This is a genomic window from Nocardioides koreensis (genome assembly GCF_039531775.1).
GTDB lineage: Bacteria > Actinomycetota > Actinomycetes > Propionibacteriales > Nocardioidaceae > Nocardioides > Nocardioides koreensis.
On sequence record NZ_BAAAQR010000009.1, the window covers coordinates 51,153 to 73,573 of the forward strand.

General features: G+C 74.5%; 25 protein-coding genes. 19 read left to right on the plus strand and 6 right to left on the minus strand.

All coding sequences use genetic code 11. The annotated features are described in order from the left end of the window. The first annotated feature begins 19 nt into the window (after positions 1–19). Positions 20–601 carry a helix-turn-helix domain-containing protein gene (locus ABD268_RS14705; protein WP_344153616.1) on the plus strand — a complete coding sequence of 194 codons (582 nt, stop codon included), beginning with the start codon at positions 20–22 and terminating at the stop codon, positions 599–601. Continuing rightward, a complete protein-coding gene (locus ABD268_RS14710; RefSeq protein WP_344153619.1) occupies positions 598–1,872 on the plus strand; it encodes an MFS transporter in 1,275 nt (424 codons plus the stop codon). The genes ABD268_RS14705 and ABD268_RS14710 overlap by 4 nt, the downstream gene beginning before the upstream one ends. Positions 1,873–1,899: 27 nt before the next feature. On the opposite strand, the gene hisC is transcribed toward ABD268_RS14710, so the two are convergent. Together hisC and ABD268_RS14720 are read right to left on the minus strand one after the other, a co-directional pair. Then, positions 1,900–2,979, minus strand: a complete 1,080-nt coding sequence (hisC, locus tag ABD268_RS14715; protein WP_344153622.1) for a histidinol-phosphate transaminase — start codon at positions 2,977–2,979, stop codon at positions 1,900–1,902. A gap of 25 nt (positions 2,980–3,004) precedes the next feature. After that, positions 3,005–3,568: a VanZ family protein gene (locus ABD268_RS14720; protein ID WP_344153624.1), complete on the minus strand. Its 564-nt coding sequence runs from the start codon at positions 3,566–3,568 to the stop codon at positions 3,005–3,007. A 109-nt stretch (positions 3,569–3,677) separates the two neighbouring features. Between ABD268_RS14720 and ABD268_RS14725 the strand changes: the two genes are divergently transcribed. The 15 genes from ABD268_RS14725 to ABD268_RS14795 all read left to right on the plus strand — a co-directional run bounded on the left by ABD268_RS14725 (position 3,678) and on the right by ABD268_RS14795 (position 17,530). Further along, positions 3,678–4,349: a GntR family transcriptional regulator gene (locus ABD268_RS14725; protein WP_344153626.1), complete on the plus strand. Its 672-nt coding sequence runs from the start codon at positions 3,678–3,680 to the stop codon at positions 4,347–4,349. 18 nt (positions 4,350–4,367) lie between these two features. After that, positions 4,368–4,766: a phage holin family protein gene (locus tag ABD268_RS14730; RefSeq protein ID WP_344153629.1), complete on the plus strand. Its 399-nt coding sequence runs from the start codon at positions 4,368–4,370 to the stop codon at positions 4,764–4,766. After that, positions 4,763–5,326: a low molecular weight protein-tyrosine-phosphatase gene (locus tag ABD268_RS14735; RefSeq protein ID WP_344153632.1), complete on the plus strand. Its 564-nt coding sequence runs from the start codon at positions 4,763–4,765 to the stop codon at positions 5,324–5,326. The genes ABD268_RS14730 and ABD268_RS14735 overlap by 4 nt, the downstream gene beginning before the upstream one ends. Then, the gene (locus ABD268_RS14740; RefSeq protein ID WP_344153635.1) at positions 5,323–6,180 is read left to right on the plus strand and encodes a fructosamine kinase family protein; all 858 of its coding nucleotides are present in this window, start codon (positions 5,323–5,325) and stop codon (positions 6,178–6,180) included. Before ABD268_RS14735 ends, ABD268_RS14740 begins: the two co-directional genes overlap by 4 nt. A 46-nt stretch (positions 6,181–6,226) precedes the next feature. Further along, on the plus strand, positions 6,227–6,955 hold the full coding sequence (locus tag ABD268_RS14745; protein ID WP_344153638.1) for a response regulator transcription factor: 729 nt from the start codon (positions 6,227–6,229) through the stop codon (positions 6,953–6,955). Next, entirely contained in the window at positions 6,952–8,481 is a 1,530-nt protein-coding gene (locus ABD268_RS14750) for a sensor histidine kinase (RefSeq protein ID WP_344153641.1), read from the plus strand. Before ABD268_RS14745 ends, ABD268_RS14750 begins: the two co-directional genes overlap by 4 nt. A gap of 32 nt (positions 8,482–8,513) precedes the next feature. Further along, positions 8,514–9,872, plus strand: coding sequence for a phosphoribosyltransferase family protein (locus tag ABD268_RS14755; RefSeq protein WP_344153644.1), 1,359 nt, complete (start codon positions 8,514–8,516; stop codon positions 9,870–9,872). 20 nt (positions 9,873–9,892) lie between these two features. Further along, positions 9,893–10,714 (plus strand): hypothetical protein, encoded by an 822-nt coding sequence (locus ABD268_RS14760; protein ID WP_344153647.1) that lies wholly within the window; start codon positions 9,893–9,895, stop codon positions 10,712–10,714. 98 nt (positions 10,715–10,812) lie between these two features. Then, on the plus strand, positions 10,813–12,543 hold the full coding sequence (gene acsA / locus ABD268_RS14765) for an acetate--CoA ligase (protein ID WP_344153649.1): 1,731 nt from the start codon (positions 10,813–10,815) through the stop codon (positions 12,541–12,543). Beyond that, a complete protein-coding gene (gene pdhA, locus ABD268_RS14770; RefSeq protein ID WP_344153650.1) occupies positions 12,540–13,523 on the plus strand; it encodes a pyruvate dehydrogenase (acetyl-transferring) E1 component subunit alpha in 984 nt (327 codons plus the stop codon). The genes acsA and pdhA overlap by 4 nt, the downstream gene beginning before the upstream one ends. Positions 13,524–13,526: 3 nt before the next feature. Beyond that, positions 13,527–14,513 carry an alpha-ketoacid dehydrogenase subunit beta gene (locus ABD268_RS14775; RefSeq protein ID WP_344153652.1) on the plus strand — a complete coding sequence of 329 codons (987 nt, stop codon included), beginning with the start codon at positions 13,527–13,529 and terminating at the stop codon, positions 14,511–14,513. Then, positions 14,510–15,880 (plus strand): 2-oxo acid dehydrogenase subunit E2, encoded by a 1,371-nt coding sequence (locus tag ABD268_RS14780; RefSeq protein WP_344153655.1) that lies wholly within the window; start codon positions 14,510–14,512, stop codon positions 15,878–15,880. The genes ABD268_RS14775 and ABD268_RS14780 overlap by 4 nt, the downstream gene beginning before the upstream one ends. 2 nt (positions 15,881–15,882) lie before the next feature. Next, positions 15,883–16,137 carry an acyl carrier protein gene (locus ABD268_RS14785; protein ID WP_344153658.1) on the plus strand — a complete coding sequence of 85 codons (255 nt, stop codon included), beginning with the start codon at positions 15,883–15,885 and terminating at the stop codon, positions 16,135–16,137. Positions 16,138–16,244: 107 nt separating this feature from the next. Next, positions 16,245–17,078, plus strand: coding sequence for an alpha/beta fold hydrolase (locus tag ABD268_RS14790; protein WP_344153661.1), 834 nt, complete (start codon positions 16,245–16,247; stop codon positions 17,076–17,078). Between the two features lie 32 nt (positions 17,079–17,110). Continuing rightward, positions 17,111–17,530 carry an NUDIX domain-containing protein gene (locus ABD268_RS14795; protein WP_344153664.1) on the plus strand — a complete coding sequence of 140 codons (420 nt, stop codon included), beginning with the start codon at positions 17,111–17,113 and terminating at the stop codon, positions 17,528–17,530. Here the strand turns inward: ABD268_RS14795 and ABD268_RS14800 are convergent. Beyond that, entirely contained in the window at positions 17,527–17,739 is a 213-nt protein-coding gene (locus tag ABD268_RS14800) for a maltokinase N-terminal cap-like domain-containing protein (protein ID WP_344153667.1), read from the minus strand. The genes ABD268_RS14795 and ABD268_RS14800 overlap by 4 nt on opposite strands. Positions 17,740–17,853: 114 nt before the next feature. After that, positions 17,854–18,240, minus strand: a complete 387-nt coding sequence (locus tag ABD268_RS14805; protein ID WP_344153670.1) for a spore germination protein GerW family protein — start codon at positions 18,238–18,240, stop codon at positions 17,854–17,856. A 285-nt stretch (positions 18,241–18,525) separates the two neighbouring features. Between ABD268_RS14805 and ABD268_RS14810 the strand changes: the two genes are divergently transcribed. After that, positions 18,526–19,245, plus strand: coding sequence for a hypothetical protein (locus ABD268_RS14810; protein WP_344153672.1), 720 nt, complete (start codon positions 18,526–18,528; stop codon positions 19,243–19,245). A 28-nt stretch (positions 19,246–19,273) separates the two neighbouring features. Here the strand turns inward: ABD268_RS14810 and ABD268_RS14815 are convergent, their stop codons facing one another. Next, positions 19,274–19,414: a hypothetical protein gene (locus ABD268_RS14815; RefSeq protein ID WP_344153676.1), complete on the minus strand. Its 141-nt coding sequence runs from the start codon at positions 19,412–19,414 to the stop codon at positions 19,274–19,276. A 244-nt stretch (positions 19,415–19,658) separates the two neighbouring features. Here ABD268_RS14815 and ABD268_RS14820 point away from each other — a divergent pair, with 244 nt between their 5' ends. After that, positions 19,659–20,012 (plus strand): STAS domain-containing protein, encoded by a 354-nt coding sequence (locus ABD268_RS14820; RefSeq protein WP_344153679.1) that lies wholly within the window; start codon positions 19,659–19,661, stop codon positions 20,010–20,012. A 12-nt stretch (positions 20,013–20,024) separates the two neighbouring features. Here ABD268_RS14820 and ABD268_RS14825 read toward each other — a convergent pair whose 3' ends face one another. After that, on the minus strand, positions 20,025–22,361 hold the full coding sequence (locus ABD268_RS14825) for a helix-turn-helix transcriptional regulator (protein ID WP_344153682.1): 2,337 nt from the start codon (positions 22,359–22,361) through the stop codon (positions 20,025–20,027). Positions 22,362–22,421 lie beyond the last annotated feature (60 nt).

Below are 22,421 nucleotides of genomic sequence, written 5' to 3' on the forward strand. Positions count from 1 at the left end.
GCAGTTCTACGCTGCTGCCATGGACCTCACCTCGATCACCCCGTCACCGGCGGGCATGAAGGCGCTGAGCCACCCGGTCCGGCTGCGGATGCTCGGCCTGCTGCGCGCCGAGGGAGCGGCCACGGCCACCACGCTGGCCGCACGGCTCGGGCTCAACACCGGCGCCACGTCCTACCACCTGCGCCAGCTCGCCCAGCACGGCTTCGTGGTGGAGGACACCGAGCGCGGCAACGCCCGGGACCGGTGGTGGAAGGCGGCCCACCAGTCCACGCGGACCGCACGGGAGGAGCACCCCGACCAGGCGACCCGGGAGACGCTCGACGCCCTGGTGCAGTCGGTCGCGATCGTGATGACCGAGCAGCTCCAGCGGGCGGTCGAGGAGCGTGGGCAGCTGTCCGACGAGTGGCGCAACGCGTCGACGTTCAGCGACTGGGGCATCCGGCTCACCCCGGCCCGCGCCCGCGCGCTGGTGCAGGCCCTCGCGGACACGTTCGACGACGTCGAGGAGGACGACACCGAGGACGCCGCCGACTTCATCATCCAGATCAACGCCTACCCCCGCCCGGGCACCGCCACGGGCAGCGAAGGAGAGCAGTCATGAGCACCAGGAAGCCCCTGTACGGCTGGCTCACCTCCGAGGCGGTCTCGCTGACCGGGACCCGGGTCTCGATGCTGGCGCTGCCCTACTTCGTGCTGGTCACGACCGACTCCCCGATGAAGACCGGCCTGGTCGCGCTCTTCGAGATGCTGCCGCTGGTGCTGCTCAAGGTGCTCGGCGGCCCGATCATCGATCGGGTCGGCCCGCGCCGGGTCAGCATCAGCTGCGACCTGGGCTCGATGGTGGTCGTGGGTGCGATCCCGCTGCTGTACGCCGCCGGGTTGCTGCCGTTCGGCGTCTTCCTCGCCCTGGTGGCCTGCGCGGGCGCGCTGCGCGGTCCGGGTGACGCCGCCAAGAGCTCGATCGTGCCGTCGGTGGTGGAGGCCGCGGAGGTGCCGATGGAGCGGGCGACCGGGCTGCACGCCACGGTCGAGCGGTCCGCGACGTTGCTGGGCGCGGTGTTCGCGGGCGGCCTGATCGCGCTGATCGGCGCTGCCAACGCGCTGGTCGTCGACGCGGTCAGCTTCGGCGTCTCGGCCGCGATCCTCGGCTGGGCGACGACCTCCCTGCGCCGGCCCGCGGCCGACGAGACGGAGGCGGGGGCCGACCCCACGCCGTACCTCGCCCAGCTGCGCCAGGGCTGGGACTTCCTCCGCGGCGACCGGGTGCTGGTGGCCATCGCGCTCATGGTGGCGCTGACCAACCTGCTCGACGTCGCCTACGCGTCGGTGCTCGTGCCGGTCTGGGCACGCGAGTGGGGTGGCGGGCCCGCGGTCATGGGCGTGCTGTTCGGTGTCTTCGGCGGCACCGCGGCCCTCGGCGCGATCTGCGCCGCGACCTGGGCGGCCGGGCTGCCGCGCTACAAGACCTACCTGATCGCGTTCCTGGTGTGCGGCTCCCCGCGGTTCTTCGTCCTCGCCTGGGACAACCCGCTGTGGCTGGTGCTGCTGGTGGCGGCGGTGAGCGGCTTCGGGTCGGGCTTCATCAACCCGATGCTGGGCGCGGTGATCTACGAGCGGATCCCGAAGCACCTCGTCGGCCGGGTGTCGTCGCTGACCGCGGCGCTCTGCTTCGCGCTGATGCCGCTCGGCGGCCTGCTCGGTGGCGGGCTGGTCAGCGGCTTCGGACTCACCGTCGCCATGCTCGCCTGCGGCGCGGCGTACTTCCTGGTCACGATGCTGCCCGCCGCCGACCCGAAGTGGCGCGAGATGGACCACCGACCGGCCGTCAGCCCATCCCGGGAGGACGCCGAGCCGGCGCCGGTCACCGGCTGACCGGCGCCGACGAGCGACGGGTCGGCGCTACTTCTGGAACTCCTTGGCCAGGACGAGGAGCCGGTCGTTGGCCTCGTCCTCGCCGATCGAGACCCGGGCGCCCTCGCCGGCGAACGGGCGGACCACGATGCCGACCTCGTCCGCGGCAGCGGCGAAGTCGGCGGTCCGGTCGCCGAGCTCGAACCACACGAAGTTGCCCTGCGCCTCCGGGACGTCCCAGCCGGCGTCGCGGAGGCCGTCGACGACCCGGGTCCGCTCGGCGACCAGGGCCTCGACCCGCTCGAGCAGCTCGGGCTCGCGCTCGAGGGAGGCGATGGCCGCCGCCTGGGCGACGGTCGAGACGCCGAACGGCAGCGAGACCGCCCGCAGCGCGGCCGCGATCGGCGCCGGTGCGACGGCGTACCCGACCCGGAAGCCGGCCAGGCCGTAGGCCTTGGAGAAGGTGCGGGTCAGCACGACGTTCGGGTGCGAGCGGTAGGTCGCGAGGCCGTCGACCGGGTCGTCCATCCGCACGAACTCGACGTAGGCCTCGTCCACGACGACGAGCACGCGGGCGGGCACCTTGGCCAGGAACGCGTCCAGCTCGGCCTGGGTGACCGCCGGACCGGTGGGGTTGTTGGGCGTGCAGACCAGCACCACCCGGGTCCGGTCGGTGATCGCGGCGGCCATCGCGTCGAGGTCGTGGCGACCGTCGGCGAGCACCGGCACCTTGACCGCGGTGGCGGCCGCCGCGGTGACCGCGATCGGGTAGGCCTCGAAGGAGCGCCACGCGAAGACGACCTCGTCGCCGGGCTCGCAGAAGGCCTGCACGAGCTGGTAGATCAGGCCGACCGACCCGGTCGCCAGCGACAGGTCCCCGACCGGCACGCCGAGCCTCTCCGAGAGCGCCTCGTAGAGCGCGACGCTGCCCATGTCCGGGTAGCGGTTCATGGAGCCGACCGCCTCCTGCACCGCCTCCACCACACCGGGCAGCGGCGGGTAGGGGTTCTCGTTGGAGGAGAGCTTGTACGACGTCATGCCCGGCCGGACCGTCGGCGGCTTCCCCGCGACGTACGGCGGGATCGCGCCGATGTTGGGGCGTGGCTGAGGGGTGTCGGGGCCGGTCATGCGGCCGAGAGTAGTGGCCGGCGCGTCAGCGGTGCCGCCGGGTCCTGCCCCGCCACGGCCGGAACACCGGCACCAGGACGATCCCGATCGCCACGCCCAGCGCCGCCCCGGTGACGTTGTCGACGAAGTCGGTGACGTCGCAGGCCCGGTCGATCCGGGCCAGCGCCAGCTGGGTCGCCTCGATCCCCGCGGAGTACGCCGCGAGCCCGGCCAGCCCGAGCGGCACCAGCACCCAGCCCGCCCGCCACCGGGCGACGCAGAGCACCAGCAGCACGCCCGAGGGCACGAACAGGGCGGTGTTGAGCGCCCGTTGCCCGCTCTGGAAGATCCAGAAGCCCTCCGGCGCGGGGCCGCCGATGTCCCACGAGCAGCCCGAGAGCCGACCCTCGGCGGACACGACGCCCGGGGCGCCCTGGGCGGGGATCAGGGTGACGCAGGCGATCACCACCACCGACCAGAGCAGACCGGCGAACGCGAACGCGGACACGGTGCCGAGCCGGCGCCGGGTCGCCATCGCGAGCAGCAGGAAGAGCAGGCCGGACAGCGCGACGCCGAGCAGCATCACGCCCACCCCACCGACCGGGAACACGGGCCGAGGCTACCCAGCCCGGCGACGGCCCGCTCCAGCGGCGGAGCGTGAACTCCGCGATGCGCGGCTCCTGGACGACAATGGGCGACACCAACCGTGAGGAGACATCGTGGGCGAGCAGTTCGGGACACTGCGCCTCGAGCACTCCTCGACCGTCGACCGGGCCGTCCAGGAGCTGCGCCGGGCGATGTTCGAGGGCGAGCTGGGGTCCGGCACGCCGCTGCGCGAGGTGGCCCTCGCCGACTCCCTCGGCGTCTCACGGCCCACGGTCCGCGAGGCCCTGTCGGTGCTGGTGGCCGAGAAGCTGGCGGTCCGCGAGCCCAACCGCGGGGTCGCCGTGGCCTCCCCCAGCCCCGACTCCATCCGTGACGTCTGCCGGGCCCGCGCGGTGCTGGAGGGGGCGGGGGTACGACGCTGGCCCGTCGCGTCGGAGGAGCTGCAGGCCCAGGTGCGCGCCGGCCTGGCCGACTACACCGCCGCGGTCCGGGCCGGCGGGACCTACCAGGAGCTGAACGAGCGGCACCTCGCCTTCCACGTGTCCCTGGTCGGGCTGACCGGGTCCGCGCGCCTCGTGCACATGGCCGAGGCCCTGGTCTTCGAGCTCCGACTGGCCCTGGCCCAGGTGGACCGGATCCGCCGCAACGCCCACGACGAGGTCGACTCCCACACCCGGCTGCTCCAGCTCCTGGAGGGCGGCGACGTCGACGCGGCCTCGGCGTACCTCGGCCAGCACCTCGCCGCCGCCGAGAAGTCGCTCCTCGACGCGCTCGACCTGCTCTAGTCGGCCTAGGATCGGCTCGTGCGATTCCTCACCTGGCTGGCCGGCACGGCGTTCTCGCTGGCCGTGGCGACCTGGCTCTTCGAGGGCATTTACTTCGAGGGGCCCACCCACGGCAGCGCCGAGATCCAGGAGAAGCTGGTCCCGCTGCTGCTGGTCTCGCTGATCCTCGGCATCGTCTCGTCGTTCGTGAAGCCGGTCCTGCAGATCCTCTCGATCCCGTTCATCATCCTGACCCTCGGCCTGTTCCTGCTGGTCATCAACGCCGCCATGCTGATGCTCACCAGCTGGCTGGCCGGCCAGCTCGACATCGGCTTCCACGTCGAGGGCTTCTGGACCGCGGTCGGCGGCGCGATCGTGATCACGATCGTGGACTGGGTCGTCGACGGGCTCATGGAGCCGGACACCCGGCGCCGGTGACCGCTCCCGGACCAGCGCTGCCGGCACCCCGCACCGAGGGCCGCTACGCCGTCGCGCTGGTGTGCCTCGGCAACATCTGCCGCTCCCCGATGGCCGACGTCGTGCTGACCTCGCGGGTGGCCGAGGCCGGCCTCGCCGACCGGATCACCGTCGCCAGCTCCGGGACCGGCGACTGGCACGTCGGCCGGCCCATGGACCACCGCGCCGCCGCCACCCTGACCGCCGCCGGCTACGACCCCTCCCGCCACCGGGCGCAGCAGTTCGCCGCCACCTGGCTCGACGAGTTCGACCTGGTGCTGGCGATGGACGCCGCGAACCTGGCGGACGTGGTCTCGACGAGCTCGACCACCGAGGGGCACGGCCCGACCACCGAGGGGCACGGCTCGACCACCGAGGGGCACGGGCGGGTCCGGCTGTTCCGCGACTTCGATCCGGACGAACCGGGTGGCGAGGTGCCGGACCCGTACTACGGTGGGCACGCCGGTTTCGAGGAGGTGCTCGCCATGGTGGAGCGCACGGCCGCGACCATCGTGGCCCAGCTGAGGACACAGCTCGGGTGACCAGGCAGCCGCTGGTCGCCCGGCGCGCCGAGGACCTCCTCGGCGCGGCCGTGGTGGCCACGGCCCCCGTCGCCGGCGGCGACATCGCGACCGCCACCCGGCTCCGGCTCAACAACGGCACCACGGCGCTGATGAAGACGCTCCCGAGCGCGCCGCCGGACTTCTTCGAGAGCGAGGCCCGCGGGCTGCGCTGGCTCGCCGAGGCCGGCGGCGTCCGCGTGCCGGAGGTGCTCGCGGTCGACCACGAGTGCCTGATCCTCGCCTGGGTCGAGCCGGGCAAGAGCTCCGTCGACGCCGCCACCTCGTTCGGCCGGGCGCTGGCGGCCACGCACGGCGCCGGCGCCCCGTCGTACGGCCTGGACCGGGACGGCTACATCGGCCGGCTGCCGCTGCCCAACCGGCCCGCCGACACCTGGGCGGAGTTCTTCGCCGGCCGTCGGGTGCTGCCCTACCTGAAGCTCGCGCGCGACCGCGGCGCGATCGACGACGACGACGCGGCCGCGGTCGAGGCCGTCCTCGGGCGCCTGGCCGACCTGGTCCCGGAGGAGCCGCCGGCGCGGCTGCACGGCGACCTCTGGAACGGCAACGTGCTGTGGGGCGTCGACGGGCAGGCCCACGTCATCGACCCGGCGGCGCACGGCGGGCACCGCGAGACCGACCTGGCCATGCTCGCGCTGTTCGGGCTGCCCAACCTGCCGCGAGTCCTCGACGCGTACGCCGAGGCGGCGCCGCTCGCCGACGGCTGGCAAGACCGGGTCGGGCTCCACCAGCTCTTCCCGCTGCTGGTCCACGCCTGCCTCTTCGGCGGCGGCTACGGCCCCCGGGCCGCCGACACGGCGCGCCGCTACAGCTGACCCCAACTCTCAGTCCCGACTCAGGCTGGGCTGGCAGAGTGGGAGCGTGACCGCCTCACCGTCCTCAGGGAGCCTGCCGAAGCCCCGCGTCCTCGTGGTCGACGACGACAAGGCCGTGCGCGAGTCACTGCGCCGCTCGCTGGAGTTCAACGGGTACGACGTGAGCCTGGCGGCCGACGGCGCCGAGGCGCTGGCCGGGCTCAGCACCTCCGGGGCCGGGGCGCTGCCCGACGTGGTGGTCATGGACGTGATGATGCCGCGGCTCGACGGCATCGAGGCGACCCGGGCGCTGCGGGCCGCCGGCAACGACGTACCGATCCTGGTCCTCACCGCCCGCGACGCGGTCGGCGACCGGGTCGAGGGCCTCGACGCGGGCGCCGACGACTACCTCACCAAGCCGTTCGCGCTCCAGGAGCTGCTCGCCCGGCTGCGCGCCCTGCTGCGCCGGGTGGTCACCCCGGAGGAGGCCGCCGACGAGACGCTCACCTTCGCCGACCTGACCATGGACATCGCCACCCGCGAGGTGCGCCGCGGCGACCGGCCGGTCGAGCTGACCCGGACCGAGTTCACGCTGCTCGAGATGTTCCTGCGCCGGCCCCGGCGGGTCCTCGAGCGCTCGTTCATCCTCGAGGAGGTCTGGGGCTACGACTTCCCCACCACCGCCAACTCGCTGGAGGTCTACGTCGGCTACCTGCGGCGCAAGACCGAGGCCGAGGGCGAGCCGCGGCTGATCCACACGGTCCGGGGCGTGGGCTACGTGCTGAAGGAGTCATGAGCTCGCTGCCCCCACCCCCGCCACCGGACGGCCGGACAGTGCCGCCGGGGACGGTGCCGCCGGGGGCGATGCCGGTCGGGCCCGTGCCGCTCGGGGAGGGGGGCGACGACCGCCGCTGGCACTACCGGCGCTCGCTCGCCAGCCGGGTCACCCTGCTGACCACGATCGCGGTGGGTGTCGCGGTCGCGTTCGTGGCGATGGGCGCCTACGTCACGGTGCGGATGCAGCTGCAGTCGACGCTCGACCAGTCGCTGCTCGACCGGGCGCACCAGGCGGCGAGCTCCAACGCGCTCTCCGAGCTGCTGAGCTCCAACTCCCCGATCCCCTCGGCCGCGCTCGGGGCCGCCGACGTCCGGATCGGCTACATCACCCCGGCCCACGACACCCGCTCCATCGACCGGGGACCCAAGCTGAGCCTCGGCCAGCAGGAGGTCGACGTCGTCGACCACCGCTCCAGCTACAGCATCCGCACCATCAACGCGGGCGGGATCGACTACCGGGTCGTCGCCGTCCCCACCGAGACCGGCGGGGCGCTGGTCCTCGCCCAGCCGCTCGGCCCCCAGCAGCGGGTCCTCGACCGGCTCGGCGCGGTGATGCTCCTCTTCGGCGCCGCGGGCGTGATCGCGGCGGGCATGGCCGGCTGGGGCGTGGCCCGCAACGGGCTGCGGCCGGTGCGCCGGCTGACCACCTCGGTCGAGCACATCGCCCGGACCGAGGACCTCACCCCGCTGCCCGTCGAGGGTGACGACGAGATCGCACGGCTGGCCACCGCCTTCAACCAGATGCTGACCGCGCTGTCGGCGTCCCGGGACCGGCAACGCCAGCTGGTCGCCGACGCCGGCCACGAGCTGCGCACCCCGCTCACCTCGCTGCGCACCAACCTCGACCTGCTCGCCCAGGCCGACGGGCCGGGCGGGAGCCACGACCTGCCCGAGGAGGCCCGGCGGGAGCTGCTGGAGGACGTCCGCGCCCAGATCGAGGAGCTCACCACCCTGATCGGCGACCTGGTCGAGCTGGCCCGCGACGAGCCGCTGACCCACGTGGTCGAGTGCGTGGACCTCTCCGAGGTCGTGGACCGGGCCATCGCCCGGGTCCGCCGGCGCGCCCCGGGCGTCACCTTCGACGTGGCGAGCAACCCGTGGTGGGTGGTCGGCGAGCCCGCCGCCCTCGAGCGGGCCATCACCAACCTCCTCGACAACGCCGCCAAGTGGAGCCCGCCGGAGGGCACGGTCACCGTCCGGCTCAGCCACGGCGTGCTCACCGTGGAGGACCAGGGCCCCGGCATCGCCCCCGCCGACCTGCCGCACGTCTTCGACCGCTTCTACCGGTCCCAGGAGTCCCGCTCGATGCCCGGCTCCGGCCTCGGGCTCTCGATCGTGCGTCAGGTCGCCTCCCGACACTCCGGCGCCGTCGCCGCCGGGAGCTCCCAGCAGGGCGGCGCCCGGCTCACGCTGCGGCTGCCCGGACACGTCCAGCCCTACGGGCCCAACGCCCCTAGCGGAGGAGACCTGACGGGCAGAGCGTGAATGGGTCGGCCCGTACCGGGAGGTGACCCGCCATGATGTTCGAGGACCGTGCCGACGCCGGCCGCCAGCTGGCGCGGGCAGTGGACGCGTACCGCCACGAGGCCCCCGTCGTCCTGGGCCTGCCGCGAGGCGGCGTCCCGGTGGCCTTCGAGGTCGCCCGGCGGCTGCGCGCGCCGCTCGACGTCATCCTGGTCCGCAAGCTCGGGGTCCCGTTCCAACCCGAGCTGGCGGTCGGGGCGGTCGGCGAGGACGGCGTCGTCGTCGTCAACCGGGACGTGCTGGCGAGCACCCGGATCACCGACGACCAGATGCACGAGCTCGAGCGCGCCGGCCGCGCCGAGCTGGAGTCCCGGGCGCAACGGCTGCGCGGGACCAGGCCGCGGGTCTCCCTGGAGGACCGGCTGGCCCTGGTCGTCGACGACGGGGTGGCGACCGGCGCCACCGCCCGCGCCGCCTGCCAGGTGGCGCGCGCCCACGGCGCCCGCGCGGTGGTGCTGGCCGTGCCCGTCGCATCGAGCCGGACCGTCGCGGACATGAAGCGCGAGCTCGACGACATGGTCTGCCTCGACACGCCGTACCCGTTCTGGGCCGTCGGGCAGGTCTACCGCGACTTCGGTCAGGTCGACGACGCGGAGGTGGTGGCGCTCCTCGACCGGGCCACGTGGGCCCCGGACACCCCCGACGCCCCGGAGCCGGTGCGGGACCCGGGCCCGGGGACGCCGCGCGAGGTCCTGATCCCGGCGCCCGGCGCGCCGCGGCCACTGGCCGGCATCCTCGACGTACCGACCCGGCCGCGCGGCCTGGTCGCCTTCGCCCACGGCAGCGGCAGCAGCCGGCTGAGCCCGCGCAACCGCCGGGTCGCACAGGTCCTCGGCGACGCCGGCCTGGGCACCCTGCTGCTGGACCTGCTCACCGACGCCGAGGAGGGCGACCGCTCCCTCGTCTTCGACATCGAGTTCCTCGCCCGACGCCTGGTCGCCACCTGCACGTGGCTGCGCGAGCAGCCGGGGTGCCGCGGCCTGCCGCTGGGCCTGTTCGGCGCGAGCACGGGCGCGGCGGCCGCGCTGGTCGCCGCGACCGACGCCGTGCTGGACGTGTCCGCGGTGGTCTCCCGGGGCGGACGTCCCGACCTCGCCGCCGGGCACCTCGCCCGGGTCCGGGCTCCGACGCTGCTGATCGTCGGCGGCCACGACCAGGCCGTGCTGCAGCTCAACCGACATGCCCAGGAGCGGCTGGAGGCCTCGAGCCTGGTCGTGGTGCCGGGCGCCACCCATCTCTTCGAGGAGCCCGGGGCGCTGGAGCGGGTGGCCGCCCTCGCCCGGGACTGGTTCCTCACCCACCTCACCCCGAGCGTCGAGACCCGGGCGCCGGTCGCGGGTCGGCACCCCTAGGCGCCACGTGGAGGCACGCCATGGACGAGCAGAAGGAGACCCTGAGCCAGGGGCGTGACCGCCCCCCACGAGGCCGGAAGGTCGCACGCGCGATGGCGGCCCACCGCCGCGGGCTCCTCGTCTCGGTGGTGGTGGTCCTCGCCCTGTCCGTCGGCGTCCTGTCCCTGACCCAGGGCTCCGGCAACCGGCACACCCCGCTGTCGACCGCGGCCGCGGCGGGCCTCGAGGTCCACCGCTGGCCGGACGTCCGCTTCCCCGACTCGACGGCCCGGGACGACACGCCCCCGCTCGAGCGCGCCGTCTACGAGCTCCAGCCGTCCTGGCAGCTCGACGACCTCACGGTCCGGCTCACGACCTTCGACGGGTGGTACGCCGCGGAGGGCCCGGTGCGGTGGGACGGCGACGGGTACGCCAGCCTCCTCGTGCTCGACGTCACCGGCGTCATGTCCTACCCGTGCGGGCGCCGGGAGTCCTGGCGGACCCCGACCCCCAACGAGTCGTCCTACGAGCTGGTCGGGGCGCTGGCCCGGATGCCGCGCATGCACCTGATCACGCCGCCCGAGCCGGTGCAGCGCTTCGGGAACCCCACCACCCACCTGCACGTGCGGACCACGCCCGATGCGACCTGCCCGGCCGGGGCGGACCTCGAGCTGGTCGACACCGTCGACCAGGGCGTCATCAGCTCCCCGGGCCCGAGGGCAGACCTCGACCTGTGGGTCGTCGACGTCGACGGGGACCCGCTGCTGGTGATGGCCGCGCACCTGCCGGGCACGCCCGCCTCCACGTTGCACCAGCTGCAGGCGATGGTCGCCTCGGTCGAGTTCGTCCGCCACGGCGACTGAGGCCCCCGCTGACCCATGGCCCTGCCCGCAGCCGACCTTCGACCCTGCACCCACCCGGCGCCGCCCCGTTGACTGGCGGCACCCGGAAGGAGCCGCACGTGCCGCACCTGACCTCGCCGTCGTACGACGAGCTCCGCCGCACCTTCACCTGGGAGCAGGCCCGGGCCGAGCTGGCCGGGCTGCCCGGCGAGCGCGGCCTCAACATCGCGTACGAGGCGGTCGACCGGCACGTCGACGCGGGCGACGGCGGCCGGGTCGCGCTGCGCTGCGTCGAGGAGGACGGGGTCGTCAGCACCACGACGTACGAGCAGCTGCGCCGGGAGACCAACCGGTTCGCCAACGTGCTGACCGACCTCGGCATCGGCAAGGGCGACCGGGTGATGACCCTGCTCGGGCGCCAGCAGGAGCAGTACGTCGCCGCGATGGGCACGCTCAAGCGGGGCGCGGTGTTCTCGCCCCTGTTCTCCTCCTTCGGCCCCGAGCCGATCCGGGAGCGGCTGCGCCTCAGCGGCGCCCGCGTCCTGGTCACCACCCCCTCGCTGCACCGGCGCAAGGTGGCCGGGCTGCTCGACGACCTGCCGTCGCTGGAGCACGTGCTGGTGGTGGGCGAGCCGACCGACGAGCGCACCGCCAGCCTCACCGGCCTGATGGCCCTCGCCTCCGAGGAGTTCACGATCCCCCCGACCGACCCCGAGGACCCGGCGCTGCTGCACTTCACCAGCGGCACCACCGGCAAGCCCAAGGGCGCGGTCCACGTGCACGAGGCCGTCGTCGCCCACCACGCCACGGCCCGGTTCGCCCTCGACCTCCACCCCGGCGACGTCTTCTGGTGCACCGCCGACCCGGGCTGGGTGACCGGCACGTCGTACGGCATCATCGCGCCGCTCACGCACGGCGCCACGCTGATCAGCTACGCCGGAGAGTTCGACGCCCGGGCCTGGTACCGGCTCCTGGAGGTGCACCGGGTCAACGTCTGGTACACCGCACCCACCGCCCTGCGGATGCTGCTCAAGTACGGCGCGGACGCGGCGCAGACGCACGACCTCTCGGTCCTGCGCCACATCGCGAGCGTCGGCGAGGCCCTCAACCCCGAGGTCGTCACCTGGGGGCTGGAGGCCTACGGCAAGCCGATCCACGACAACTGGTGGCAGACCGAGACCGGCGCGATCATGGTCAGCAACTACCCCGGCATGGAGATCCGGCCCGGCTCGATGGGCCGGCCGATGCCCGGCATCGAGGCCGCGGTGCTGGTCCGCGGGGAGGACGGCCGGGCGCTCGTCGAGGACGGGGAGGCGCGGGTCGCCGAGCCCGGGGTGACCGGGGAGCTCGCGCTGCGGCCGGGCTGGCCGTCGATGTTCCGCGGCTACCTCGGCGAGGAGGAGCGCTACCGGGCCTGCTTCGCCGGCGGCTGGTACCTCAGCGGGGACCTCGCCCGCACCGACGAGGACGGCTACGTCTGGTTCGTCGGCCGCGCCGACGACGTGATCAAGTCCGCCGGCCACCTGATCGGCCCGTTCGAGGTGGAGACCGCGCTGATGGAGCACCCCGCCGTCGTCGAGTCCGGGGTGATCGGCAAGCCCGACCCGGTCGCCGGGGAGGTGGTCAAGGCGTTCGTGACGCTGCGCCACGGGTTCGAGCCGACCGAGGACCTGCGCCGGGAGCTGCTCGCGTTCGGGCGCCGCCGGCTCGGCGGGCTGGCGCCCAAGGAGATCGACTTCGACCAGCACCTGCCGCACACCAGCAGCGGCAAGGTGATGCGGCGCCTGCTCAAGGCCCGCGAGCTCGGGCTCCCCGAGGGGGACCTGTCGACCCTGGAGCGGACCCCGTGAGCGCCCAGGCCCCGCAGACCAAGCACCACCAGGAGCTGCTGCGCACGATGCTGCTGATCCGGCGCTTCGAGGAGCTCTGCGCCGAGCTCTACAGCGCCACCCGGATCCGCGGCTTCCTGCACCTCTACGTCGGCGAGGAGGCCGTGGCCACCGGGGTGATGTCGGCGCTGCGGCCCGACGACGCGGTGGTCTCGACCTACCGCGAGCACGGGCACGCCCTGGCGCGTGGGGTCCCGCTGGACGCGGTGATGGCGGAGATGTTCGGCCGGCAGACCGGGTGCAGCCGCGGTCGCGGCGGCTCGATGCACCTGTTCCACAAGGAGACCAGCTTCGTGGGCGGCAACGCCGTCGTCGCCGGCGGCATCCCGCTGGCCGTCGGGCTTGCGCTCGCGGACCGGATGCAGGGCCGGGACCGGGTGACCGTGTGCTTCTTCGGCGACGGCGCGGTGGCCGAGGGCGAGTTCCACGAGGCGATGAACCTGGCCGCCCTGTGGCGGCTGCCGGTCCTCTTCTGCTGCGAGAACAACCGCTACGCCATGGGCACCGCGCTGGCCAAGGAGCACGCGCAGACCGACCTCGCGCTGCGTGCCTCGTCGTACGGCATGGCGGCCTGGCCGGTCGACGGGATGGACGTCCTGGCCGTCGAGGACGCCGCGACCCGGGCGGTCGAGGAGATCCGCGGCGGCGGCGCGCCGGTGTTCCTGGAGCTGCGCACCTACCGGTTCCGGGCGCACTCGATGTACGACCCGGACCGGTACCGCACCAAGGAGGAGGTCGCGGCCTGGCGGGCCCACGACCCGCTGCTCGGCTTCCAGGAGCTGATGCAGAAGGAGGGCCAGCTCGACGACGAGGAGCTGGCCGCGCTCGAGGCGGAGGTCGCCGCGCTGCTGGACCGAGCGGTCGAGGCGGCGGACCAGGCGCCGGAGGAGCCGGTCGAGGACCTGACCCGCTTCGTGACCAGCCCGGCGGGCGGTGCGTGACCGGTGCCGACCGTGGAGACGACGTACCGCGAGGCGATGCGCGCCGCGATGCGGGAGGCGATGCGCGCCGACGACCGGGTCTTCCTGATGGGCGAGGACGTCGGCAGCTACGGCGGCTGCTTCGCGGTCAGCCTCGGGCTGCTGGAGGAGTTCGGCCCGGAGCGGATCCGGGACACTCCACTGTCGGAGTCGGCGTTCGTCGGCGCCGGCATCGGCGCCGCGATCGGCGGGATGCGGCCGATCGTCGAGATCATGACCGTCAACTTCAGCCTGCTGGCGCTCGACCAGATCCTCAACAACGCGGCCTCGCTGCTGCACATGTCGGGCGGCCAGTTCAACGTGCCGCTGGTGATCCGGATGACCACCGGCGCCGGTCGCCAGCTCGCCGCGCAGCACTCGCACAGCCTGGAGGGGTGGTACGCGCACATCCCCGGGCTGCGGGTCCTCGCCCCGACGACCCTGGAGGACGCGCGCGGGATGCTCGCGACCGCGCTGGCCGACCCGGACCCGGTGCTGATCTTCGAGCACGGCTCGCTCTACAACCTCAAGGGCGAGCTGGCCGAGGACGCCGGAGCGGTGGACATCGACCGCGCGGCGGTGCGGCGGGCCGGCGACGACGTCACGGTCGTCGCGTACGGCGGCTGCGTCGCCAAGGCGCTGACCGCCGCCGAGCAGCTGGCGGCCGAGGGCGTCTCGGCCGAGGTGATCGACCTGCGCACGCTCCGGCCGCTGGACGACGCGACGATCCTGGCGTCGGTACGCCGCACCCACGCCGCCGTCGTCGTGGACGAGGGCTGGCGCAGCGGCAGCCTCTCCGCCGAGATCAGCGCACGGATCACCGAGCAGGCGTTCTACGAGCTCGACGCCCCCGTCGAGCGGGTCTGCACCGCCGAGGTCCCGCTGCCCTACCCGCGGCACCTCGAGGAGGCGGCGTTGCCCCAGCCGGAGACGATCGCGGCGGCCGCGCGGCGCACCCGGGAGGCTGGATGAGCGACTTCACGATGCCGTCGCTGGGCGCGGACATGGACGAGGGCACGCTGCTGGAGTGGCTGGTCAAGCCCGGCGACAGCGTGCACAAGGGCGACCTCCTCGCGGTCGTCGACACCTCCAAGGCGGCGGTCGAGGTCGAGAGCTTCGCCGACGGCGTGGTGCAGGACCTGGTGGTCGAGCCCGGCACCCGGGTCCCGGTCGGGGCGGTGCTGGCCACCATGGCGCCGCTGGGCGCCGAGAAGGTGCCGGCCGCCGCGGCGCCGGCCCCGGCACCCGCGGCCGCCGTCGTCGCCGCACCGCACCCACCGCACCACGCTGCGCAGGCACCGCACGCGCCGCACCCACCGCACGCGCCGCACGTGAGCTCACCGCTGGTGCGCCGCGAGGCCGAGAAGCTCGGCGTCGACCTCACCACCGTCAGCGGCACCGGCCGCGGCGGCGCCATCACCCGCGCCGACGTCGACCGCGCCGCCGCGCACCCGGAGCCGCGGGCCGCCCGCGTCACGCCGTACGCCCGGCGGCTGGCCCGCGAGCTCGGCGTCGACCTCGACCAGGTGCCGGCCCCGTCGACGCGACCGGTCCGGGCCGCCGACGTGCGGGCAGCGGCCGCGCAGGCCGAGCAGCCCACGACGCCCGCCACCCCGGAGCCCACCACCCCGGAGGCCAAGGCCGCGAAGCCCCCGGCGTCCAGCCAGGCCGCGCGCCGCGAGGAGATGCGCCGCACGATCGCGACCGTGATGGCCCGGTCCAAGCGGGAGATCCCGCACTACTACCTCACCGCCACCATCGACCTCGACCGAGCGCTGGCCTGGATGCGCGAGCGCAACCGCGACCTGCCCGTCACCGAGCGCCTCGTCCCCGCGGCCCTGCTGCTCAAGGCGACCGCGCTCGCCGCGGCCGCGAACCCGGCGCTCAACGGCTTCTGGGTCGACGACGGGTTCCGGCCCGGCGCCGGGATCCACGTCGGGGTCGCGATCTCGCTGCGCGGCGGCGGGCTCGTCGCCCCGGCGCTGCACGACGCCGACACCCGCAGCGTCGAGGAGCTGATGGCCGGGATGCGCGACCTCGTCACCCGGGCCCGCGCCGGCCGGCTCCGCCGCGCCGAGCTGAGCGACCCCACCCTCACCGTGACCAACCTCGGCGAGCAGGGGGTGGAGTCGGTGCACGGCGTGATCTACCCGCCCCAGGTGGCGCTGGTCGGCTTCGGCCGGGTCGCCGACCGGCCGTGGGCCGTCGACGGGCTGCTCGGCGTCCGCCCGCTGACGGTGGCCACCCTCGCCGCCGACCACCGCGCCACCGACGGCTTCACCGGCGGCCGCTTCCTCGCGGCCGTCGACGAGCGTCTCCAGCACCCGGAGGACCTGTGACCATGCCCGACCCCACCACGCTCACCGACGCCCGGGCCCGCGAGGCCGTTGCCGACGCGCTGCTGCGGATCGTCCCGGACGCCGACCTCGAGGAGGTCGGCGACGACGGCGTCCTGCGCTCCGAGCTGGAGCTGGACTCCCTCGACTTCCTCTCCTTCGTCGAGCAGCTCAGCTCCACGACCGGGGTCCGGATCGACGAGGACGACTACCCGCAGCTGCGCACGATGCGCTCCTGCATCGCATTCCTCACTCGTTGACAGGTGCCCACAGGTCCCTCAGTTCGGGACTTCCGGACCCCCTGTGACACGCGACACCGCGTCACACTCGGCTCAGAGGCTCGGGCCCTCGACGAGGAGGTCCGAGCATGAGGACACAGATGACCTGGCGCACGATGCTGGTCGGAGGCCGGCCGGCGTCGTACGGCGTCGCCGGCAACGGCCCGCCGGTGGTCTTCCTGCACGGCTGGGGCCTCTCGCACCGCACCTACCGGCACGGCCTGGAGCGGCTGGTCGGCCGCGGGGTCCGGGTGCTCGCGCCGGCGCTGCCCGGGTTCGGCGGCACCGTCCCGCTCCCGGCCGAGCAGTTCAGCCTCGAGGGGTACGCCGACTGGGTCGCCGCGTTCCTCACCGAGCTCGGCGTGGAGGAGCCGGTCACCCTGGTCGGCCACTCGTTCGGCGGTGGCGTGGCCCTGCGCACGGCCCACGACCACCCCGACGTCGTCGCGCAGCTGGTCCTGGTCAACTCGATCGGCGGGTCGGTGTGGGCCAACCGCGGGGAGCTGCCGGTGCTGCTGGCGGACCGGCCGATCTGGGACTGGGGGCTGCACCTGGCCGCGCACGCGCTCTCGGTGCGCGCCTTCACCCGGGTGGTGCCGGTGATCGCCGCCGACGCGGTGCCGAACTTCCTGCTGCACCCCACGACGCTGTGGAAGGTGGGCCGCCTGGCCCGCGACGCCAACCTGGCCGAGGAGCTGGAGGAGCTCAAGCAGCGCGGGCTGCCCGTCGTCATCGTCTGGGGCCGCGACGACAGCGTGCTCCCCTGGGCGTGCGCGGAGTCCCTGGCGGTCGCGCTCGGTGGCCCCGAGGTGGTCACCGTCCCGGGCAACCACAGCTGGCTGCTCGCCGACCCCCGGCGGTTCGCGGAGGTGATCACCAACGTGATCGGGGTGGCCGGCGACGAGGAGACCCAGGCTTCCTGACGGGCCGCGTGTTCTGTGACACATTCTCCGGCGTGAACGCCGACCCCGCCCCGCCCGGACCGCGCGCGGTCGCCGTCGTACGACGCGGCCGCGAGCTGCTGGTGATCAAGCGGCACCGCGCCGGCCGGGACTACGCCGTGCTGCCCGGCGGGAGCGTCGAGCCCGGGGAGACCTTCGAGCAGGCCGCGGTCCGCGAGCTGTGGGAGGAGAGCACCCTGCAGGCCCGCGTGGACTTCGAGCTCCTCGAGGCCGAGCACGACGGCCGGGAGGCGCGCTACTTCCTGATGACCGACGTGGAGGGCTCGCCCGCGCTGTCCGGGCCGGAGCTCGAGGCGCACGGCCCCGACAACAGCTTCGAGCTGGTGTGGGCCGGCGTGGACGACTTCCACGACCTCGGGCTGCAGCCCGCGCACCTGCGTGAGGACCTGCCAAGGCTGCTCGGCCTCGACTAGGCGCGTACGCCGGCCAGCAGCACCGACCCGTCGACGCCACCCAGCAGGAAACCCTCGAGGCCGACCTCGCCGGCCGGGTCGTCGAACCGGTAGGCGACCACGGGCCGCAGGTCCGCCGCTTCCCCCGTGGCCCAGGGCCGGGTCGGCAGCCAGGCGTCCCTCAGCTCGCGCTTGGACGGGGTCAGGGTTGCCTTGTTCAGCAGCGCCATGGGCTGGGCCCTAGCCCCGGCACCGGACACCGGCTTGGTGCGCGGCGGGCACACCCTCGTCTGTTTTGAACGAACGTTTGTTCAAAACAGACGCGCACCCCTCAGGCGCGCACCTCAGGCGCGCGCCCTGGCCCGTCGACGCTCGGCGAGCATCTGCCACTTGGCCGCGGCCGAGCGGGCCCGGACCATCCGCGGCCGGCTGATCAGGTACGCGATCAGCACCGCGCCGACGATCGTGATGATCCGGTTGACGTCCACCGCGGGCCGCCAGCTGACCTGCCCGCCCTTGATCACGTAGGCGCCGGCCGGACGGCTGGCCACTCCGAAGCCGCCGCCCTCGCCCTCGCCACCCTTCTCGTCGTGGCCGGTACCGCCACCCGCGCCGCCCGAGACGACGGCCGCCGGGATGACGGTCAGCCCGTCCTTCTCGACCGGGTCGCCGTAGACCCGCTTGACCGTGATCACGTCCCGGGCGCTGTTCACCATCTCCGCTACCTTCATGCGGTCCACCCTGTGCGCGGGCCCGGGGGGCTGACAGGGCTGAAGGTCCCCCGCCGCTACTCGGCGCGCGGCACCACGCAGCTCGCCGTCACCGGGGCACCCTCACAGCACGGGCGGATGTACCCGCACCGGTCGCAACGCGAGTGTGAGGTCTCCCAGCGCATCCGGGCGCCGCAGTTGTCGCAGTCCATGTCGTCCATCGCCTCGATCCTGACATGCGGCGCCCCGCCGCGCCCGGTCGGCCTAGGATCCGTTCGTGCACCGGGGGAATCACGGGGCCGTCCGATGACGGCCACGGTCGTCGAGACGGCGACCGCGCGACGACCCGACCCCTGGAGCGCCTCCGCGCGGGGATGGCGACTGGCCCTCCTCCTCGGCTGGGCGCTGATGGTGGTGATCGCCGTCGTGGTCGGCGAACGACAGTCGTCGCTGCGGGACCTGCAGCACGCGGTCGCGGCGGGCGAGGTGCACGAGGTCCGGATCGCCGGCGGCATGAGCGCGCAGGCGCGGGGCTTCTCCACCGTGGAGGTGCACTGGCGTCGCGGGCTGCTCGGCTACACGACCACGGTGATCGAGGCCCGACCTCTCGGCCGGGCACCCCGCGGCAGCGAGCGCGGCGAGGCCACCGCCGTCATCGGCGAGGACCTCGGCACGCGCCTGCAGGCCGTACGGCCCGGGCTGGAGGTCGTCACCGTCGACCGGACCCACCGGTCGACAGACCTGCTCGGCTGGCGGCTCCCGGACTGGACCTCCTGGCTGCTGCTGGCCCTCTGGGTGAGCACGCTGCTGGTGCTGGTGGGCTCACCCGAGCCCTGGCGGGCGACCCGGTGGGCGTGGTTCTGGCTGATGTGCGTGGCCACGCCGCTGGGGATGGCGGCGTACCTGCTCCTGGCCGGGCCGACGCCGCTCGTGCCGGCGCCGCGCAACCCGGCCCGGCGGCTCACCGGTGGGTGGGCTTTCCTGCTGGCGGCGGCCATCTCCTCGGTCGCGGACTCGATCCGGTAGGACCGGCGGCGGTCCGGCTCCGTCGGGATCAGGGGGCGGCCGGGGTGTCGTCGACGAGGCGTCGTACGCCGGCCCGGGAGGCCAGCAGGGCCACGACGAGCACCGTGACGGGGATGAACCCGCCCAGGCTCACGGCGTCACCGAAGACGAGGTCGACCAGCTCGAGCACGACGAACTTGCTGCCGGCCGGGCCAGCAGCCAGCGGCGGACCGGGCCTCGCGGGGGACGAGGTCCCGCGGCGGCGTCCGGTCCGAAAGCTCGCGTCACACCACGATCCTGACGCCTGCCCGGGAGATACGCAGGGGACTTACGTAGTCGACTCCGTAGTCCCGCGGAGGCCGGATCGTGTGGGGTGCGCCACGATCGATGTTCATCAGAGCCCTTCTCGGACTGCCCCCCGGAGTGATGCCGCGATGCCCGAGCCGTCACAGCGCCCCAGCCTCATGCACGTCTCGCTGGTCCCCGAGTCCCCCTGCCTCTTCCTCGCCCTCAGCGGCGAGCTCGACCTGAGCAGCGCCGGGGAGGTGCCCCGGGACGACTACTCCGCGCGACCGGACCTGACGATGGTGCTGATCGACCTGGGTGAGCTGAGGTTCTGTGACCTCGCCGGCCTCCGGGCGCTGGTGACCCTGCGCCGGATCCACGAGGCGCAGGGCCGGGAGGTCGCGGTCGTCCGGGCCAGCTCGTTCGTCTGGCGGTTCATGCACCTGTGCGGAGTCACGGACCGGCTGGAGGTCGCGCCCCCTGCCACCGCCGCGCCGGCCTGACCTGCGACCGGCTCAGCGGTGCCGGGCCTCCCGCTCGACCACCCACGCCGCCACCTGGGTGCGCGACCCGAAGCCGAGCTTGCGCAGGGTGTTCTCGACGTGGCTCTCCACGGTGCGCTGGGAGATCTTCAGCTGCTCGGCGATCTCCCGGTTGGAGAGCCCGCACCCGACCAGCCCGGCCACCTCGAGCTCCCGGCGCGTCAGCGGGACCTCCTCCGGCTCCTCCTCGACCGGCGCCTGCTCCAGCGCCAGGGCGACGACCTGCTCGTCGGGCAACGCCGCGCCGCGCCGGAACGCCGCACGGAAGGCGGCGTCGCCGCGGTCGATCCCGGCATGCTCCTCGCTGTGCCGCCGGTTCGCCGACAGGTACGGCACGCCGTCCGGGTCCACGCCCAGGCGCCGCCACAGCGCGTCGGCGGCGCCGAGCAGGGTCGCCGCGCGCTCCCGACGCCGCTCGGCGGCGGCCACCCAGGCCAGCACCTCGAGGACGAACGCCGTGGCCGAGCGGTCACCGAGGGCCGTCGTCATCTCCAGGGCCTGCACCTCGAGGGCGGCGGCCGCGTCCGGGTCGCCACGCAGCAGCGCGAGCATCCCGAGCGCGGACAGCGCGTAGGACCGGACGTGCACCTCCCCGGCCCGGCCGGTCAGGTCCACACACGCCCGGAGCGCGGCACCGGCGCCGTCGAGGTCACCGGTGAAGCTGCGACTCAGGGCCCAGACGAGCAGCGCCGTGGACTCCAGGGACCCGTCGCCGGCCGCGCGTGCGGCGGCCACGGCCTGCTCCAGCGGCGCCAGCGCCTCGGCGGGGCTGCCCTGCCACGCGACCTCGACGGCGCGCGCGACGAGCAGGCGCGCGGTGACCGCGTCGTCGGCGGCGCCACCGGCGAGCAGCGCCGCTGCCTGGTCCAGCAGGGACCGACCGGTGGCCGGCTCCCCCTGCAGGGTCGCCGTCCAGGCCCCCAGCGCGAGCGCGCGGGCCCGGGTGCCCGCGTCGGCCTCGGCGACCGCCGACACCCGCGCCAGCCAGTGCCGGGCCTCGCTCAGCCGCCCGGTCACCGTCCAGTACGGCTCCAGCGCGGTCACCATCTCCAGGGCCCTCCCCGCGTCCGCGGGGGTGCCGAGGGCGTGGCGGAGCGCCTCGCGCAGGTTGCCGTGCTCGCGGCGCAGGGTGCGGTACCACTCGGCCTGCGCGGGGCCGAAGGAGGAGTTCGCCGCGGCGCGGACCAGGTCGGCGCACCAGGCCAGGTGCCGGCCCCGCCCGGCCAGCTGCTGCTCCGCGCCGAGCTGCTCGGCGGCGTACTCGCGCAGCGACTCCAGCATCCGGAAGCGCGCGTACGTCGCGCCGTCGTCCTCGCGCGTGAGCACCGACTTCTCCAGCAGCCCGTCCACGAGGTCGAGCACGTCCGCCTCGTCGATGCCGTCGCCGGCGCACACCGCCTCGGCGGCCTCCAGGGGGAACCCACCGGTGAAGACCGACAGCCGGGCCCACAGCAGCCGCTCCTGGGGGGTGCACAGGTCGTTGCTCGCCTCCAGCGACGCGCGCAGCGACCGCTGCCGCGGCGGCGCGTCCCGCGCACCCTTGGCGAGCAGCCGCTGCCGGTCACCCTCCCGAGCGCACAGCCGGTCGAGGATGCCCCGGGGCGACAGCACGAGGACCCGGGCCGCCGCCAGCTCGACGGCGAGCGGAACCCCCTCGAGCACGTCGCAGAGCCCCGCGACCGCGGCCGCGTTGTCCTCGGTGAGCCGGAACGACGGCAGCGCGGCGGCCGCCCGGGCGGCGAAGAGCGCCTGCGCCTCCTCGGCCGCCAGCGGCCCGACCGGCACCACCACCTCACCGGTCACACCGAGCTGCCGCGGGGACGTGACCAGCACCCGCAGCCGCGGCGCCGTGGTGAGCAGCACCGTCACCAGCGCCGCCGTCGCGTCGAGCATCGCCGCGCAGCCGTCGAGCACCAGCAGTCCGGCACGGTCGCTGACCGCCGCGGCGAGGTCGCCGGCGCCGGCAGCGCCGTACGGCAACCGGACCCCGAAGGCGCCGGCCACCGAGTGCCCCAGGAGGTCGGGATCGACCAGGTCGGCGAGGTCGACGGTCCACGTCTCCTCCCGGCGGGCCCGCTCGTGGTCGGCCGCGGCGGCACGGGCCAGCGTCGTCTTGCCGATCCCGGCCGGCCCGGTGAGCGTGACCAGCCGGGCCGAGCCCAGCGTCCGCCGCAGGTCGGTGAGCTCCTGGCGTCGCCCCAGCAGGGGGTCACCCGGACGCGCCGGCACCACGGCCGGCCACGGGTGCGGCGTCGGCAGGTGCGTCGGGTGCGGCGTGGTGTCCTCGACCTTGCGTCGGGTGACTCCCACCCAGTGTCTCCTTCCGCCCCCGCGCGTCCGAGCCGCCTTCGACCGGGCGGTCGACGGCCT